This is a genomic window from Rathayibacter rubneri (assembly GCF_023743255.1).
In the GTDB taxonomy this organism is placed as follows: domain Bacteria; phylum Actinomycetota; class Actinomycetes; order Actinomycetales; family Microbacteriaceae; genus Rathayibacter; species Rathayibacter rubneri.
This window is the reverse complement of sequence record NZ_JAMRYM010000002.1, coordinates 95,714-111,544: the sequence shown is the minus strand read 5'-3', so window position 1 is coordinate 111,544 and position 15,831 is coordinate 95,714. Positions and strand designations below refer to the sequence as shown.

The window sequence follows — 15,831 nt, the reverse complement described above, 5'->3', positions numbered from 1 at the left end:
TCAGGCTCCTTCAACTCGTAGAACTGACGTCACGGCGCCGACGAACCCGTGGGACTGCAGCGCGGTGACGGTGGCCGCGAGATCGGACTCTGCCGCCGCGTGCGTGCCGATGACCAGGGTAGCGGTCGGCTCGACGCGCTCCGCACCGGCTGGCGCATCCTCGAGCGGGTCGCTCGTGGGCGGCGTCTGCACGAGGGTCTCGACCGACACTTCGTGGTCGGCGAACACGCCGGCGATCTGGGCGAGCACTCCGGGACGGTCGAGGACCTCGAGCGTCACCTGGTAGCGCGTCGTGACGTGCCCGATGGGGAGGACGGGCAGCCCCGAGCTCGCGCTCGTGACCAGTCCCGGGCCGCCGACGACGTGGCGGCGGGCGGCCGAGACGACGTCGCCGAGGACGGCCGAGGCGGTCTCGATGCCGCCGGCGCCGGCTCCGTAGAACATCAGGCTGCCCGCGGCCTCCGCCTCGACGAAGACGGCGTTGTTCGCGCCGTGGACGGCGGCGAGGGGGTGCGAGCGGTGCACCAGCGCCGGGTAGACGCGGGCCGAGACGCCCTCCTCCCCCGTCTTGGCATCGATGAGGCGCTCGCAGATGGCGAGCAGCTTGACGACGTAGCCGGAGTCGCGGGCCTGATCGACCTGCTGCTTCGTGATGCCGGTGATGCCCTCGCGGTGCACCATCGTGACCGGCACATCGGTGTGGAAGGCGAGGCGCGCGAGGATCGCGGCCTTCTGCGCGGCGTCGTAGCCCTCGATGTCCGCGGTGGGGTCGGCCTCGGCGTAGCCGAGCTCGGTGGCTCGGGCCAGGGACTCCTCGAGCGTGGCGTGCTCGGTGTCCATGCGGTCGAGGATGTAGTTCGTCGTGCCGTTGACGATGCCGAGGATGCGGTGGACGCGGTCCCCGGCCAGGCTGTCGCGCAGCGGGCGGATGATCGGGATCGCTCCGCCGACGGCCGCCTCGTAGTTGAGCTGCGCCCCCACCTGGTCGGCTGCCTCGAAGAGCTCGTTGCCGTGCGCGGCGAGCAGCGCCTTGTTGGCGGTGATGACGTCGGCACCGGACGAGATCGCCTTGAGGATGTAGCTGCGCGCGGGCTCGAGGCCGCCCATCAGCTCGACGACGATGTCGGCGCCGAGGATGAGCGCCTCGGCGTCGGTCGTCAGGTACTCGCGCGGGATGTCGGCGGTACGGGGTGCGTCGAGGTCGCGCACGGCCACTCCGGCGAGCTCCAGCGGAGCTCCCACGCGCTGGGCGAGCTCGTCGCCGTGGTCGAGGAGGAGGCGCGCGACCTGGGCACCGACGGACCCGGCACCCAGGAGGGCGACCCGCAGGCTGCGGTACTCGATCATCGGGTGGTGGCCTTTCGTTCGATGCCGGCATCGCGGCGGAGGAGGTCCTCCTCGGTCTCGCCGCGCACGATGACGCGGGCCTCCCCGTCGCGCACGGCGACGACGGGAGGGCGGCCGAGGTAGTTGTAGTTGCTCGAGAGCGACCAGCAGTAGGCGCCGGTCGCGGCGACGGCGAGGAGGTCGCCGGGGTGCACGTCGGCCGGCAGGTACTCGTCGTGCACGACGATGTCGCCCGACTCGCAGTGCTTGCCGGCCACGCGCACGAGCGCGGGCTCGGCGTCGGAGGCGCGGTTCGCGACGCGGGCCGAGTAGTCGGCGCCGTACAGCGCGGGGCGGGCGTTGTCGCTCATCCCGCCGTCGATGCTGACGTAGCGGCGGACGCTCGTGGAGTGCTCGCCGCCGACGACGACGTCCTTGATGGTGCCGACCTCGTAGAGGGTGAGGCCGGCCGGGCCGATGAGCGAGCGACCGGGCTCGATGGCGATGTGCGGCACGGGGATCCCGCGGGTCGCGCACTGCTCGGCCACGGCATCGGCGATGGCGGCGGCGATCTCCTCGATGGGGGTGGGGTCGTCGGCGCTCGTGTAGGCGATGCCGAATCCGCCGCCGAGGTTGAGGTCGGGCACGGGGCCGTCGGCGAGCAGCGCCGCGTGCACCTCGAGGAGCCGCGAGGCCGACTCCGCGAAACCGGCGGAGCCGAAGATCTGCGAGCCGATGTGGCAGTGGAGCCCCAGGAAGCGCAGGCTCGCGTGTGCGCGGATGCGGGCGACGACGGCGGGGCAGTCGGCGAGCGAGATGCCGAACTTCTGATCCTCGTGCGCAGTGGCGAGGAACTCGTGGGTGTGCGCGTGCACGCCGCTGTTCACCCGGAGGCGCACGTTCTGCACGCGGCCGTGCCGCTCGGCGGCCGCGGCGATGCGCTCGATCTCGATGAGGCTGTCGATGACGATGGTGCCGATGCCCGCCGCGACGACGCGGTCGATGTCGGCGACTGACTTGTTGTTCCCGTGGAGGCCCATGCGCGCGGGGTCGACGCCCGCGGCCTGAGCCACGGCGAACTCGCCGACGCTGCACGCGTCGATGTTCAGGCCCTCCTCGCGCATCCAGCGCGCGACCTCGGTCGAGAGGAACGCCTTGCCCGCGTAGTAGACCGTGACGCCGGTGCCGATGCGGCCGAGCTCGCGCTCGAAGGCCTCGCGCGTCCGCACCGCTCGACCGCGGGCGTCGGCTTCGTCGACGACGTAGAGGGGCGTGCCGAACTCCTCGGCGAGCCGATCGGCCGTGACTCCCGCGACCTCGAGGACGCCGTCGGAGCGGCGGCGCGCGTTGTCGGACCAGACCGACGGCGCGAGCACGTTCGCGTCGTCCGGCTGCTCCAGCCACTCGGGCGCGAGCGGATGACGCGGGGCACGGACGTGCGCGTCGTCGTTTTCCACGGGTGAGACCTCACAGGAGAGAGTGGGAGCGTCACTGCGTGGCGAGCGAGTCCGGATTGACCCCTGAAGCCAGCAAGTTCGTTGAGTGCTGTCGGTGTTCGCCCGCAGGAGACGCGGGCACCGGGCTCCGATCCTACCGGGCGGGTGCGCCCGCCCGAGTGCGACCGGGCCGCCCGCTCAGGGGCAGACGCCGTTCTCCTGCTGCTCCGGGTCGCTGAGGAAGGTCGGAGCGAGCGCGAAGTCGGCGTTCAGCGACTCCGCAGCGACCTGGACGCCCGTAAGGGTGAGCCCCTGCGGGACGGAGTCGGCGATGCAGACGGAGCGGGGACCCAGGAGTCCGTCGGCCCCTCTCCCGAAGCGCTGCTCGACGTCGGCGGCGGTCAGCGTGGTCCCCGCGACGGTCACCTCGGACGGAGTGAGCTCGATCGCCCCGTCCGCGGCGCCGAGCTCGATGCCGACTCCGGCCGCCAGCGACAGTCCGAGCACCTCGACCGAGGTGTTCACCCGCACGAGCGGCGCGTCGAGAGTCACGGAGTCGATCGGCACCTCGCTGCGCGCGGAGACGAGGGAGGTGACGGAGGCGGGATCGAGGGCGACGGTGGCGGTACCCGAGTTGAGCGCACCGGTCCCGCTCGCGGGCACGCCCTCGAGGGTCACATCGATGTCCCCGTTGAGCTCGCCGAAGGCGACGTCGTCGCTGCGGACGTCGAGGCGGTCGAGCGTCCCCGAGACGAGCTGCGGCAGCACCGCCCAGCCGGCGACGTCGACCTCGACCGGGTGGTCGGCCGGCAGCGACAGCGCATCGCGGATGCTCGCCGCGGCCGTGTCGGCGACCACGCGGCGAGCGAGCGCGTCGCCCACGACCGCCGCGACGACGAGCAGCACGAGCACGACGGCCACGACCACGACGGCGATGAGCCCCCGACGTCGTCGGCGGGGGCTCTCCGAGGCGCTCACATGCGGTCCGGAGCGGTGACGCCCAGGAGCGAGAGCCCATTGCGCAGGACCTGCCCGGTGGCCTCGTTCAGGCGCAGACGCGTGGAGTGCACAGCCTCGATCGGGTCCTCGCCCTGCGGCACCACGCGGCAGTTGTCGTACCAGCGGTGGTAGAGCCCGGCGATCTCCTCGAGGTAGCGGGCGATGCGGTGGGGCTCGCGCAGCTCGGCGGCGTGCGCGACGATCCGCGGGAACTCCTGCAGCCCGCCGAGCAGGGCCGACTCGGTCGCGTGCACCAGCGTCTCGGGTGAGAACGGCTCGCGCGGCACTCCGGACGCCTCCGCCTTGGCGGCCACCTGGCGGGTGCGCGCGTGGGCGTACTGCACGTAGTAGACGGGGTTGTCGTTGCTCCGCTTGGTCAGCAGATCGAGATCGATGTCGAGCGTCGAGTCGGCGGAGGAGCGCACGAGCGAGTAGCGCGCGGCGTCGACGCCGACCGCCTCGACCAGGTCCTCCATCGTGACGACGGTGCCGGCGCGCTTGGACATCCGCATCGCCTGACCCTCGCGCAGCAGGTTGACGAGCTGGCCGATCAGGATCTCGAGGTTGACGCCCGGAGTGTCGCCGAAGGCCGCGCACATCGCCATCATGCGGCCGATGTAGCCGTGGTGGTCGGCGCCGAGCATGATGATCGCCCGGTCGAAGCCGCGCTCGCGCTTGTCGAGGTAGTACGCGAGGTCGCCGGCGATGTACGCCGCCTCGCCGTCGCTCTTGATGATGACCCGGTCGCGGTCGTCGCCGAAGTCCGTGGTGCGCAGCCACGTCGCTCCGTCGGCCTCGTAGATGTGGCCGAGGCCGCGCAGCCGCTCGATCGCGCGCTCGACGGCACGCGACTCGTGCAGGGAGTTCTCGTGGAAGTAGACGTCGAAGTCGACGCCGAACTCGTGCAGGCTCTGCTTGATCTCGCCGAACATCAGCTCGACGCCGATGGAGCGGAACGTCTCGTGCAGCTCCTCCTCGGGCAGGACCGAGAGGTCGCCCGGGTAGGCGGCGACCACGCGGTCGGCGATGTCGGCGATGTAGGCGCCGCCGTAGCCGTCCTCGGGGGTCGGCTCTCCGTTGTGCGCGGCGAGGAGGCTGCGGGTGAAGCGGTCGATCTGCGCGCCGTGGTCGTTGAAGTAGTACTCGCGGGTCACCTCGGCGCCCTGCGCGAGCAGGACGCGGGCGAGACTGTCGCCGACCGCGGCCCAGCGGGTGCCGCCGATGTGGATCGGGCCGGTGGGGTTGGCCGAGACGAACTCGAGGTTCATCTTCACGCCGGAGTAGAGGGAGCCGGTGCCGTAGGACTCCGCGGCGTCGACGATGACACCGGCGAGGGCGCCGGCGGCAGCGGCGTCGAGCCGCACGTTGAGGAAGCCCGGTCCGGCGACCTCGACGGTCGCGACGCCGTCGACGGCTCCGAGCCCCTCGGCGAGCTCGGCCGCCAGCTCGCGCGGGTTCGCTCCGACCTTCTTCGCGAGCTTCATCGCGATGTTCGACGCCCAGTCTCCGTGGTCGCGGTTCTTCGGGCGCTCGAGGACGACGTCCGAGAGGGCGACCTCGGCGTCGCTCCCTCGTCGCTGCACGGCGTCGAGGACGAGGGCGTGCAGGGAGGCGGCGAGCTGTTCGGGAGTCACGGGGGTCGATTCTACTGGCCGGGTCCCTGGCCCACGGGGCGCCCCCGGCCCGGCCCGGCGAGCGCTTGCTAGGGTGCGACGCATGCGCCGCCCCGCCGCCCTCCTCCTCGTCGCCGCCGTCGGCGTCCTGGCGGGCTGCTCGGCAGCGCCCGAGCCCGCGCCGAGTGCCTCGACCGCGATCAGCGGCACGCCGGTCCCCCTGACCTGCGAGGAGCTCGTGCCCTCCTCCGCTCTCAGCGGTCTCTGGTCCGGATTCGCACCCGACGACTCCGTCGAGCGGACGGACGTCTCGAACGAGATCGCGGGCTACGACGGTCTGGTCTGCGGATGGTCCGACGACGCGGGGGCCGACTTCCAGCTGGCGGTGGCGCACCTCGACGCCTCCCTCGTCGAAGCGCTCAAGAACGAGTTCTTCCGCACGAGCAATGCGGTCCCGACCTACGGCAAGCCGCCCGCGGTCGAGGGCTACTACGAGGTCGTGGCAGGCCGCGGAGTGGCGGACGTGCTGCTCGACGAGCACTGGATCGAGGCCTCGAGCGCCTCCTTCATCGAGCCGGGCGATCCGGAGCCGCTCGTCCGCGCGGCGGTCACGGCGATCGCCGGCTGAGCTCAGCCCAGCCGGACGGGCGAGACGTGGTCGTCCTCGACGACCTCGTCGCACTCGGCGTCGACACTCATGCCCGTGAGGGAGAGGTCGGTCAGGTAGCTGCTGAGGAACGCGGTGTCGGCCGTGTCGCGGCCCGACGAGATCCGGAGCATCGAGCCGCGCGGAGCGAGCCGCGTCGCGTCGATCACGTGCCAGGCCCCGCCGACCCAGGCCTCGGTGACGGCGTGGAAGTCCCTCGGCTCGAGGCCGGGAGCGTAGACGGCGGTGACGCGCGCCGGGATGTCGAGAGCGCGGAGGAGTCCCGCGCAGGTGTGCGCGAAGTCGCGGCACACGCCCTGCCCGCTCTCGATCACCTGGGCCGCTCCCCCGGTTGCCACCGTCGAGCCGTAGACGTAGGAGAGGTGCCCGTTGACCCAGGCCTCGACCGCGGTGAGGGCCTCGAAGCCCTTCGCCCGCCCGAACTCGCGCCGCGCGATGCCGCCGAGCGCGTCCGCCTCGGCGTAGCGGCTGGGCCGCAGGTACTCGACCAGCTCCAGCTCACTCGGCTCATCGGGAGCGCCCCGGCCGGTCACGCTGGCGCGGTACTCGACCCGCATCCCGCCCTTGTTCGCCTCGACCCGGTGAACGCGGGCGCCGTGCCGCGCCGGGAACTCGCGGACGGGGAGCTCCTCGCCGTCGAGACGGACCGAGAAGGAGTCGTCGAACGACTCGCCCGTCGCTGTCGCGGCGACGAGGAAGATCAGGTCGGTCGGCCCGTTCAGACGCAGGTCCATCGAGGCGGAGACGGTGCGCAGCATGGCTCCATCGTGGCACGTCGCGCGGCACGCTCCGGCGTCGGATCGGCCCTCGCCCGGGTGCTAATGTGGTCAGGCACTCCTGGCCCCCATAGCTCAGGGGATAGAGCACTGCCCTCCGGAGGCAGGGGCGTAGGTTCGAATCCTACTGGGGGCACCACCTCGCGCGGGCCGGCCCGCGACGCGTCTCTCTCCGCTTCCGTCTGACCGGAACACGTACGCCAGAGGCATCTCCGGATCGCGCGGATCGCCTCGCACGCGGACACTCGGCGTCTGATGCGGGGGCCGCGTCAGGGCTTCTCATCACCCGGCGCTCCTGCACGCGCTCAGGAGTAGAGGTGGTTGGTTCTCGCACAGGCGTCGTCGCAGAAGCCGTCGCGCCGCGCCGGCCTGACGCCGCAGGCGATGCAGAGGCGGCGCGGAAGAATCCTGCGCAGAAAAGAGAACATCGTCGGTACCCCAGGGTGGCGACACCGCGACCACGGGGGTGCGGGCTTCGGGGCCCGCTGGTCGCTTGGGAGGCGTCGTCCTCGAACCCTACGAGTCGAGATCATCGAAGTACACGGTTCTGGACATGACGTCTCGGCGGACGACTACTGCAGCAGTCGTACCCGCTCAGACGTCGTAGAGGTGGAACGTCCTGGCGCAGGCGTCGGAGCAGAAGCCGGTGGACGTCTTGGGACGGAGGCCGCACGCCTCGCACAGACGGCGTCGACGGAGGCGGGAGAGCAGTCTGCTGAGCACGGTGGACGTCCCGGTCGGTCGAGGGATGAGGCGTTGTCACCGTAGGAGCGGCGACGGCGTCGTCCGAGGTCGCGGCGCAGAGCGGGTGCTTGAGTGGCGCGCCTCGCGCTCGCGCCCCCACGCGTTGCCCTCTCCGTGCGCAGTCGCCGGGGAATCGGACACATCTTTACGGCGAATTGACACCCCAACTGGTGTCGGATTGGCGCAGAAGCACGTATTCTCGTCGCACGCGCCAAGCCCGAGTGCAGACCCGAAACCTCACTCGTCCCCCGATGGAACTCCGGCGTACGCACCCCTGGACCGAGCATGCTCATCGACTTCCACCCTCGACTCACGAACGCCCGGGTCGCTCCCTTCGGCCAGAAGAAGTGCGAGGCGTGCGGCCGGAAGGCCGCGCGGCGCCACTCCCCCTTCTGCTCGCAGGAGTGCGCCGAGACCTTCCTCTACTACGACTGAGACGTGCTCCTGACGCAGCTGCCCTGAACATCCCTCGAACCGCTCTCAGGAACCGGCGTTCCTGAGAGCCGAGCCGTAGGGTGATCGGCGTGAAGATCCTTGTCGTGGAAGACGATCCGGCCATGGGCGAAGCTCTCGTGGGAGGCCTCGGCGATGCCGGCTACGAAGCCGTGCTCACCACGAACGGGGTGGACGCGCTCGTCGCGTTCACGAACGCCGAGTTCTCGGCGGCCATCGTCGACGTGATGCTGCCCGCGATGTCGGGTTTCGAGATCTGCCGCCGCATCCGCGAGCTCGGCCGGTCCACTCCGATCATGCTGCTGACCGCCCGCGATGCGATCGAGGACCGGGTGTTCGGCCTCGACGCCGGCGCCGACGACTACCTCACCAAGCCGTTCGCGTTCACGGAGCTCAACGCCCGCCTGCGCGCGCTGCTGCGCCGCAGCCCCTCGCTGATGTCGACGTCCATCGAGGTCGGCCGGATCACGGTCGACGGCTCGAGCATCAGGCGCACCGCCGACGGCAGCCGCATCCACGTCAGCCCGAAGGAGCTCGAGCTCCTGAAGCTCCTCATCACCCCGGTCGGCTCGGTCGTCACGCGCCAGCGCATCCTGTCCGAGATCTGGGGCGGCGGGGAGATCGTCGACAACAACATCGTCGACCAGTACGTCAGCTACCTCCGCAAGAAGCTGCCGACCGAGGACACCGGAGTCGGCATCGTGACGGTGCGCGGCAAGGGCTACTTCCTCCGCCCGGTCGAGTAGCCGTGACCGCACCGGCGCAGCCCGCGGGCCCCCGCCAGACCGCCCTCTCGATCCGAGCGCGCATCACGATCGGCAGCGTGGCCGTCGCCACGGTGCTCTTCGCTCTCGCAGCGCTCCTCTTCTACCAGGTCGTCTCGGGGATCGTGGAGCGCAGCGAGCGGACGATCCTGACCTCGATCGAGGACGAGATCCGCCGCGACATCTCGGCAGGGAACGTGCCACGCGCGCAGGGGTCCTCCACCGGCCAGCTCTACTTCGCTCTCGACCCCGACGGGGCGGTGAGCGCGACGACGATGCCGACCGCCCTGAGCGACGCCGTCGTCGACGATCTGCGCGAGTCGGGCGCTGACGCGACCGCCCGATACACGAGCATCACGACGGGCAGCACGAGCTACCTCGTCCGCGTGGCCGCGGTCGACGACGACGGAGGGACGTGGTCGGTCGTCACCGCGCGCGACCAGGCCGCCTCGCAGCTGGTCCTCGACGACTTCGCGCACGTGCTCGTCTACGCGGCGATCTTCCTCGTGGTGACCTTCGGCCTCGCCTCGTGGATCCTGACCGGCACCGCGCTGGCGCCGGTGCGGCGGATGCGCGCTCGGGCCGACGAGATCGCGGCCGACCCGGGTCAGGGCGATCAGCTCCCCGTCGTCGGCACGCGGGACGAGATCGACGAGCTCGCCGAGACGCTCAACGCGTTCCTGCAGAAGCAGACCGCCTCCCTCGCCCGCGAGAAGCAGATGGTGTCGGATGCGAGCCACGAGTTGCGGACGCCCCTCGCGGCGCTCTCGGCGCAGCTCGAGATCGCGCACCACCGCGTCGAGGACCCCGCCGCGGTCGATCGGGTGATCCTGGATGCGCGCAAGAGCGTCGACCGCCTCGTCCGCCTCGCCTCGGCGCTGCTCGACATCTCGCGGATCGAGAGCAGGTCGGTGCGACCGACGTCCGCCTTCGCCGAGCTCGTCGACGAGCTGGTCGGCGCGGTCGACCGCACCCGGCTGCTCGCCTCGGAGTCGGACGTCGAGATCGACTACGAGATCGACGAGCGGGAGCCCGCCCGCCTCTACGGAGTCGCGGCTCAGGACTTCGGGCGCGTGATCGACAACCTGGTCCGGAACGCCATCCAGGCGCTGCCCCGCGGCGGCATGGTCGTCGCGGCGCTCTCGCAGCAGGACGGACGGCTGCTCCTCTCGGTGTCGGACGACGGGCCGGGCATGCCGGACGAGTTCATCCCGGTGGCGTTCGACCGGTTCTCGCGGCCCGACGACTCCCGCACCCTCGCGTCGGGCGGCAGCGGCCTAGGGCTCGCCCTCGTGCACACGACGGTGCTCTCGGCGGGCGGCACGGTCGGGCTGCGGAACCGTGAGCCGCACGGGCTGGTCGTGGAGATCGTGCTGCCGCCGGTGGGGTCAGCGGCGAAGTAGGGGTGGGCGCCACTTGCTGATCGAGTAGTCCGCGGTGCGGGCGGATCGAGATCGGAGACGCGGGGTCTCGATACGCCCCTGCGGGGCTACTCGACCAGCAAGGGGGGGGGACGAAGGGCAGCATGCCCGCCCCCGCTCCCTGCTGATCGAGTAGCCCGCGCAGCGGGCGTATCGAGATCCACCGCACCCGGAGACGCGGGTCTCGATACGCCCCTGCGGGGCTACTCGACCAGCAGGAGGGGGGAAGAAGGTCAGCACGCCCGACCCTCGCTGATCGAGCAGCCCGCAGCGCGGGCGTATCGAGATCCACCGCACCCGGAGACGCGGGTCTCGATACGCCCCTGCGGGGCTACTCGACCAGCGGGAGGGGACGGGACGACGAACGCCCCCGGCCGGAGCCGGGGGCGTTCGAGGTGGATCAGCGCTGGTCGTCCTCGGGGCGGACGGGCACCGGGTCGCCCGCGTTCGCGGGCGGCGGCGCCCAGCTCGCCTGAGGGGCCTCGGCGCCGGCGCTCTGCCCGTCGAGCAGGTTGCGGGCGCGGTTCACGACCTCGGGGTCGGCGAGCACGGAGTAGCTGGTCGCGATGACCTGCATCGTCGACGTGAAGTCGCGGCGCCTGCGGTTCACGGCGTACGACGCGAGACCGAACAGCATTCCGAAGCCGGCCCCGAGCAGCACGGCCGCGATCAGGAACGAGAACTGCGTGGTCGGGGAGAAGATGATGAGGAGCAGGCCCAGGAAGATTCCGAACCAGGCGCCGGAGGCGGCTCCCGCCAGCGCCACGCGCCCCCAGGTGAGCTTGCCGGTGACGCGCTCGACGCTCTTGAGCTCGTTGCCGATGATCGCGAGCTGCTTCACCGGGAAGTCGGCGCGGGCCAGCACGTCCACGGCGGCCTGCGCCTCCTGGTACGTGTCGAAGGTCGCGAGGATCTCGCCGCGCGGGATGGTCGGGAAGACCGCCTTGCGGCCGTTGAACGGCGTCTGCTGAGTCACGCGTTCAGACTGGCACAGGGGTCTTGGAGGACTCTGGGCGGCGATGGTGAGCACCCCGAAGGTCGGCCGGGAACGCTCGGCGGACACTCCGGTGGGCGGCACTAGGTTTGTAGCCGTGAGTTCCGCCAGAGTCTTCGTCGCGCGCTTGGTCGGATGCACCGTCTTCGACCCCGCCGGCGACCGCGTCGGCAAGGTCCGCGACGTGCTCCTGGTCTACCGCCAGAACGATCCGCCCCGCGTCGTCGGGCTCGTCGTCGAGATCCCCGGACGCCGCCGCGTGTTCGTGTCGATCGGACGCGTCACGAGCATCGGCAGCGGCCAGATCATCACCACCGGTCTGATCAACGTGCGCCGCTTCGAGCAGCGCGGCGGCGAGGTCCGCGTCATCGCCGAGCTGCTCGGCCGCCGCATGACGTTCGTCGACGGATCCGGCGACGCCGTCGTCGAGGACGTCGCGATCGAGGAGGTCGGACCCGGGGAGTGGCAGCTCGCGCAGCTGTTCGTGCGCCGCCCCAAGACGAGCCCCTCCCCCTTCGCCAAGGGCGCGACCGCGTTCGCCGGCTGGCGCGAGGTCCGCGAGACCGTCTCGGGAGAGGCGCAGTCGGCCGAGCAGTACGTCGCGAGCCTCGCCGAGCTCAAGCCCGCCGACCTGGCGAGCACCCTGCTCGACCTGCCGACCCAGCGCATGCTCGAGGTCGCGGGCGAGCTCTCGGACGACCGCCTGGCGGACGTTCTCGAGGAGATGCCCGAGAGCGAGCAGGTCGAGATCCTCGGTCAGCTCGACGACGACCGCGCCGCCGACGTGCTCGACCAGATGCAGCCCGACGACGCCGCCGACCTGATCGCCCAGCTCTCGGACGAGCGCGGCGAGGCCCTGCTGGGCCTGATGGAGCCGGAGGAGGCGGACGACGTCCGCATGCTCCTCAGCTACGCACCCGAGTCGGCCGGCGGCCTGATGACGACCGAGCCGATCATCGTCTCGTCCGAGGCGACCGTGGCCGAGGGCCTCGCCCTCATCCGCCGTCACGAGCTCGCTCCCGCCCTCGGAGCCGCGGTCTGCGTCACCCTGCCGCCGTACGAGCCGCCGACCGGCCGCTTCCTGGGCATGGTGCACTTCCAGCGGATGCTCCGCTATCCGCCGCACGAGCGCCTGGGCACCCTGCTCGATCAGAGCTTCGACCCGATCACGCCGGACACGTCCGCCGCCGAGGTCGCCCGCATCCTCGCGAGCTACAACCTCGTGTCGGTGCCCGTGGTCGACGAGACGCACCGGCTGGTCGGCGTCGTCACCATCGACGACGTGCTCGACTACCTGCTCCCCGAGGACTGGCGCAGCCACGACGGCGACGACGAACCCCGCTCACCGGTGAGCACGACCACGCGGGGCATCCCGCTGGTGCCGCCGCCCGCGAAGGCGGCGAACGGCGGACGACGACGAGGATGGAGGGGCGCGCGTGGCTAAGGACGCGAAGCAGGATCGGCGGCTCGACGCCCCGAAGGGACTGCGCACGCGCGTGCTGCCCCTGCGCAACCGCCAGAGCAGCGACCGCTTCGGGCGACTGACCGAGTCGTTCGCCCGCGGAATGGGAACTCCGTGGTTCCTGTTCGGCATGACGATCTTCTGCGTGTTCTGGCTGGTCTTCAACACCTACGGACCCGAGGACGCGCGCTTCGACTCGCAGGCCCTGGGCTTCACCGTGCTGACGCTGATCCTCTCGCTGCAGGCCTCCTACGCCGCTCCCCTGCTCCTGCTCGCGCAGAACCGGCAGGACGACCGCGACCGCGTGCAGATCGAGCAGGACCGCCAGCGCGCCGAGCGCAACCTGGCCGACACCGAGTACCTCGCCCGCGAGGTCGTGGCCCTGCGGCTCGCGATCCGCGACATGGCGAGCAAGGACTTCATCCGCTCGGAGCTGCGCAGCCTCGTCGAGGAGCTCGAGAAGGACCGGACGGAGACGAGCAGGTCCGAGCGCGGCGATGTCTGACCCGACTCCCCTCGAGAGCGCGGTCCTCGCGTCGCTCGCGCGGGTCGTCGATCCCGAGATCCGCAAGCCCATCACCGAGCTCGACATGGTCGAGTCGGTGACCTCGGCCCCGGACGGCTCGGTGGACGTCGGGATCCGGCTGACCATCGTGGGCTGCCCGGCGGCGTCCGCGATCGAGAGGGACGTGACGGAGGCGGTCGCCGGCACCCCCGGCGTGACCGGTGTCCGCGTCTCGGTCGGCGTGATGACCCCGGCTCAGCGCACCGCGCTCACGGAGCGGCTCCGCGGCGCCAAGCGCAGCATGCCCTTCGGGCCGGACTCGCTCACCCGCGTCTACGCCGTCACCAGCGGCAAGGGCGGAGTGGGCAAGTCGACGGTCACCGCGAACCTCGCCGTCGCCCTGGCGCAGCAGGGACTCTCGGTCGGCCTGATCGACGCCGACGTGCACGGGTTCTCGATCCCCGGACTCCTCGGCCTGATGCACGACGGGCACGTCGATGGCCCCACCCGGGTGGGCGAGCTGATGCTCCCGCCCGTGGCGCACGGGGTCAAGGTCATCTCGATCGGGATGTTCCTCGAGGGCGACACCCGCGGAGCGGCGGTCTCGTGGCGCGGTCCGATGCTGCACCGGACGATCTCGCAGTTCCTCACCGACGTCTACTTCGGCGATCTGGACGTGCTGCTGCTCGACCTGCCCCCGGGCACGGGCGATGTCGCGATCTCGATCGGCCAGCTCCTCCCGCACGCGGAGGTGCTGATCGTCACGACGCCGCAGCCCGCGGCCGCCGATGTGGCCGAGCGCAGCGGCGCTCTGGCGCGCCAGTCGGGTCAGACGATCATCGGCGTCGTCGAGAACATGGCGGGTCTGCCGCAGCCCGACGGGTCCGTGCTCGACCTGTTCGGCACCGGTGGCGGGGCCGAGGTGGCGCGCCGTCTGAGTGCCTCGGGGAACGAGGTGCCGGTGATCGCGTCCCTGCCGATCAGCGTCGCGCTGCGCTCCGGCGGAGACATCGGCGTCCCGGTCGTCGTCGGAGCACCGGAGGATCCGGCCGCGGTGGCGATCACCGCGCTGGCGAGGACGCTCGCGGCTCGGCCGCGGGGCCTGACGGGGCGACGACTGCCGATGAGCGTCGGCTGACCCTCTGGCGGGACCGGCCGCTCACCCGTCGCCGACGGGAGCCGTTCGGGTCAGGTCGCCTCGGAGTCGATGGGCGGCGGAGCGACGGTCGAGAGCTGCCCCTCGCCGTGCGAGCGCTTCATCGTCGTGTAATAGCTGTCCTGCGTCGAGGCCCGGCTGCCGGGCCCCGTCGTGATGGGCGCGCCGACCTTCGTCGGAGGCTTCACGGTGGGCACGGGGTCGTCCTCGAGGAGGGCGTCGCGGATGATCCGACGAGGGTCGTACTGGCGCGGATCGAGCTTCCGCCAATCGACCTCGTTGAACTCCTCGCCCATCTCGTCCTTGACCCGCTCGCGCGCCTGCGTGGCGAATCCGCGCACCTTGCGCACGAGCTGACCCAGCTGCGCGGCGTAGTGCGGGAGGCGATCAGGGCCCAGCACGAAGACAGCGATCACTCCGATGATGAGGAGCTTGTCGAACGTCAAACCGAACACGGGACAAGAGTAACCCGCCGCGCCTGCGTCACCGACCCCGCGCGCCACCGTAGCCTTGCCCTGCGCGGACGCGATCCGTCCACCGCACCGACAAGAGGAGCTCGACCGTGTCCGACAAGGATGCCAACTGGAAGTACGCCGAGGACGCGGTCGTCGAGCCCGAGGCCATCGCCTCCGCCCGCCGCCTCTCGGTCGAGCTGGGCATCGACGCCGTCTCGCCGTCCATCGGGGCGCAGTCCTCGCTCATCGCGGCGGCGGCGCGCGCCTCGCAGATCATCGAGATCGGCACCGGCACCGGAGTGAGCGGCCTGTGGCTGCTCGACGGCGCCCCCGAGGCGATGCTGACCTCGATCGACTCCGAGGCGGTGCACCAGCAGCACGCGCGAGCGCAGTTCCACGAGGCCGGCGTGTCCCCCAACCGCCTCCGCCTCATCCCGGGCCGAGCGCTCGAGGTGCTGCCCCGGATGAACGAGAACTCGTACGATATCGTCTTCGTCGACGGCGATCCGCTCCAGGTCATCGAGAACGTCGAGCACGCGCTGCGGCTCGTGCGCCCGGGCGGAACCGTGCTGATCCCCCACGCCCTCTGGCGGGGACGGGTCTCGAACCCGGCTCAGCGCGACGAGATCGCGTCGGCGTTCCGCACCCTGGTCGCCGAGATCAGCGCGTCGCCCGCCGTGGTGAGCATCCTCTCCCCCATCGGAGACGGACTTCTCCAGGCCAACAAGCGCCGCGCCTGACGCGCCCGAGCCCTCCCGGAACGAGGGAACGCCCGCCGCACGGAGTGCGACGGGCGTTCTCGACGGTGCCGGTGGTGCCGCCGTCAGGCGGGGGTCACCACCGATGCGAGAGCATCGTGCAGCTCTTTCGCCTCTGCATCGTTGACCGAGACGACGAGTCGTCCGCCTCCTTCGAGCGGAACGCGCACGACGATGAGTCGACCCTCCTTAACAGCCTCCATCGGTCCGTCTCCGGTCCTGGGCTTCATGGCCGCCATAGAGTTCCCCTTTCGTGACGTATCCCCCTATTATCGTGCATCCGCGGTGTTCGAGAAATCGCG

16 protein-coding genes and 1 tRNA gene are annotated in these 15,831 nt (G+C 71.2%); 9 read left to right on the top strand and 8 right to left on the bottom strand.

What is annotated here, in order from left to right:
• The 4 genes from NB037_RS01430 to argS all read right to left on the bottom strand — a co-directional run bounded on the left by NB037_RS01430 (nt 1) and on the right by argS (nt 5,395).
• Nucleotides 1-1,347 carry a homoserine dehydrogenase gene (locus tag NB037_RS01430; RefSeq protein ID WP_251942943.1) on the bottom strand — a complete coding sequence of 449 codons (1,347 nt, stop codon included), beginning with the start codon at nt 1,345-1,347 and terminating at the stop codon, nt 1-3.
• The gene (lysA, locus tag NB037_RS01425; RefSeq protein WP_251942931.1) at nt 1,344-2,783 is read right to left on the bottom strand and encodes a diaminopimelate decarboxylase; all 1,440 of its coding nucleotides are present in this window, start codon (nt 2,781-2,783) and stop codon (nt 1,344-1,346) included. The genes NB037_RS01430 and lysA overlap by 4 nt, the downstream gene beginning before the upstream one ends.
• Before the next feature lie 177 nt (nt 2,784-2,960).
• Complete coding sequence (locus NB037_RS01420) at nt 2,961-3,740, bottom strand: LmeA family phospholipid-binding protein (RefSeq protein WP_251942929.1); 780 nt, start codon at nt 3,738-3,740, stop codon at nt 2,961-2,963.
• A complete protein-coding gene (gene argS, locus NB037_RS01415) occupies nt 3,737-5,395 on the bottom strand; it encodes an arginine--tRNA ligase (protein WP_251942927.1) in 1,659 nt (552 codons plus the stop codon). Before argS ends, NB037_RS01420 begins: the two co-directional genes overlap by 4 nt.
• 82 nt (nt 5,396-5,477) lie before the next feature.
• On the opposite strand from argS, the gene NB037_RS01410 reads away from it, so the two are divergent.
• On the top strand, nt 5,478-6,002 hold the full coding sequence (locus tag NB037_RS01410) for a YajG family lipoprotein (RefSeq protein ID WP_251942925.1): 525 nt from the start codon (nt 5,478-5,480) through the stop codon (nt 6,000-6,002).
• A gap of 2 nt (nt 6,003-6,004) precedes the next feature.
• On the opposite strand, the gene NB037_RS01405 is transcribed toward NB037_RS01410, so the two are convergent.
• The gene (locus NB037_RS01405) at nt 6,005-6,799 is read right to left on the bottom strand and encodes a transglutaminase-like domain-containing protein (protein WP_251942922.1); all 795 of its coding nucleotides are present in this window, start codon (nt 6,797-6,799) and stop codon (nt 6,005-6,007) included.
• 82 nt (nt 6,800-6,881) lie between these two features.
• Here NB037_RS01405 and NB037_RS01400 point away from each other — a divergent pair.
• From NB037_RS01400 to NB037_RS01385, 4 genes are all read left to right on the top strand, one after another.
• Nucleotides 6,882-6,956, top strand: a tRNA-Arg gene (locus tag NB037_RS01400).
• Between the two features lie 890 nt (nt 6,957-7,846).
• The gene (locus NB037_RS01395; RefSeq protein WP_251942920.1) at nt 7,847-7,996 is read left to right on the top strand and encodes a DNA gyrase inhibitor YacG; all 150 of its coding nucleotides are present in this window, start codon (nt 7,847-7,849) and stop codon (nt 7,994-7,996) included.
• Nucleotides 7,997-8,076: 80 nt separating this feature from the next.
• Complete coding sequence (locus NB037_RS19760; protein WP_308202031.1) at nt 8,077-8,760, top strand: response regulator transcription factor; 684 nt, start codon at nt 8,077-8,079, stop codon at nt 8,758-8,760.
• Between the two features lie 2 nt (nt 8,761-8,762).
• Nucleotides 8,763-10,181 carry a sensor histidine kinase gene (locus NB037_RS01385; RefSeq protein WP_251942916.1) on the top strand — a complete coding sequence of 473 codons (1,419 nt, stop codon included), beginning with the start codon at nt 8,763-8,765 and terminating at the stop codon, nt 10,179-10,181.
• 418 nt (nt 10,182-10,599) lie between these two features.
• On the opposite strand, the gene NB037_RS01380 is transcribed toward NB037_RS01385, so the two are convergent.
• Entirely contained in the window at nt 10,600-11,175 is a 576-nt protein-coding gene (locus NB037_RS01380) for a YflT domain-containing protein (RefSeq protein WP_251942914.1), read from the bottom strand.
• Nucleotides 11,176-11,290: 115 nt separating this feature from the next.
• Between NB037_RS01380 and NB037_RS01375 the strand changes: the two genes are divergently transcribed.
• The 3 genes from NB037_RS01375 to NB037_RS01365 are packed head-to-tail and all read left to right on the top strand — an operon-like array spanning nt 11,291 to nt 14,298.
• Nucleotides 11,291-12,637 (top strand): magnesium transporter MgtE N-terminal domain-containing protein, encoded by a 1,347-nt coding sequence (locus tag NB037_RS01375; protein ID WP_207403003.1) that lies wholly within the window; start codon nt 11,291-11,293, stop codon nt 12,635-12,637.
• The gene (locus tag NB037_RS01370) at nt 12,630-13,160 is read left to right on the top strand and encodes a DUF1003 domain-containing protein (protein WP_251942912.1); all 531 of its coding nucleotides are present in this window, start codon (nt 12,630-12,632) and stop codon (nt 13,158-13,160) included. Before NB037_RS01375 ends, NB037_RS01370 begins: the two co-directional genes overlap by 8 nt.
• Nucleotides 13,153-14,298 carry a P-loop NTPase gene (locus tag NB037_RS01365; protein ID WP_251942910.1) on the top strand — a complete coding sequence of 382 codons (1,146 nt, stop codon included), beginning with the start codon at nt 13,153-13,155 and terminating at the stop codon, nt 14,296-14,298. Before NB037_RS01370 ends, NB037_RS01365 begins: the two co-directional genes overlap by 8 nt.
• 50 nt (nt 14,299-14,348) lie before the next feature.
• Here NB037_RS01365 and NB037_RS01360 read toward each other — a convergent pair whose 3' ends face one another.
• Nucleotides 14,349-14,771 (bottom strand): twin-arginine translocase TatA/TatE family subunit, encoded by a 423-nt coding sequence (locus NB037_RS01360; RefSeq protein ID WP_251942908.1) that lies wholly within the window; start codon nt 14,769-14,771, stop codon nt 14,349-14,351.
• A gap of 107 nt (nt 14,772-14,878) precedes the next feature.
• Between NB037_RS01360 and NB037_RS01355 the strand changes: the two genes are divergently transcribed.
• Nucleotides 14,879-15,511 carry an O-methyltransferase gene (locus NB037_RS01355; RefSeq protein ID WP_207403007.1) on the top strand — a complete coding sequence of 211 codons (633 nt, stop codon included), beginning with the start codon at nt 14,879-14,881 and terminating at the stop codon, nt 15,509-15,511.
• Between the two features lie 83 nt (nt 15,512-15,594).
• On the opposite strand, the gene NB037_RS01350 is transcribed toward NB037_RS01355, so the two are convergent.
• Nucleotides 15,595-15,768, bottom strand: a complete 174-nt coding sequence (locus tag NB037_RS01350; RefSeq protein WP_077221916.1) for a DUF3117 domain-containing protein — start codon at nt 15,766-15,768, stop codon at nt 15,595-15,597.
• Nucleotides 15,769-15,831 lie beyond the last annotated feature (63 nt).

Coding starts and splice junctions, on each gene's coding strand:
- NB037_RS01430 (WP_251942943.1), bottom strand. CDS start 1,347: ATGATCGAGTACCGCAGCCTGCGGGTCGCCCTCCTGGGTGCCGGGTCC.
- NB037_RS01350 (WP_077221916.1), bottom strand. CDS start 15,768: ATGGCGGCCATGAAGCCCAGGACCGGAGACGGACCGATGGAGGCTGTT.
- NB037_RS01365 (WP_251942910.1), top strand. CDS start 13,153: ATGTCTGACCCGACTCCCCTCGAGAGCGCGGTCCTCGCGTCGCTCGCG.
- NB037_RS01395 (WP_251942920.1), top strand. CDS start 7,847: ATGCTCATCGACTTCCACCCTCGACTCACGAACGCCCGGGTCGCTCCC.
- NB037_RS01410 (WP_251942925.1), top strand. CDS start 5,478: ATGCGCCGCCCCGCCGCCCTCCTCCTCGTCGCCGCCGTCGGCGTCCTG.
- NB037_RS01405 (WP_251942922.1), bottom strand. CDS start 6,799: ATGCTGCGCACCGTCTCCGCCTCGATGGACCTGCGTCTGAACGGGCCG.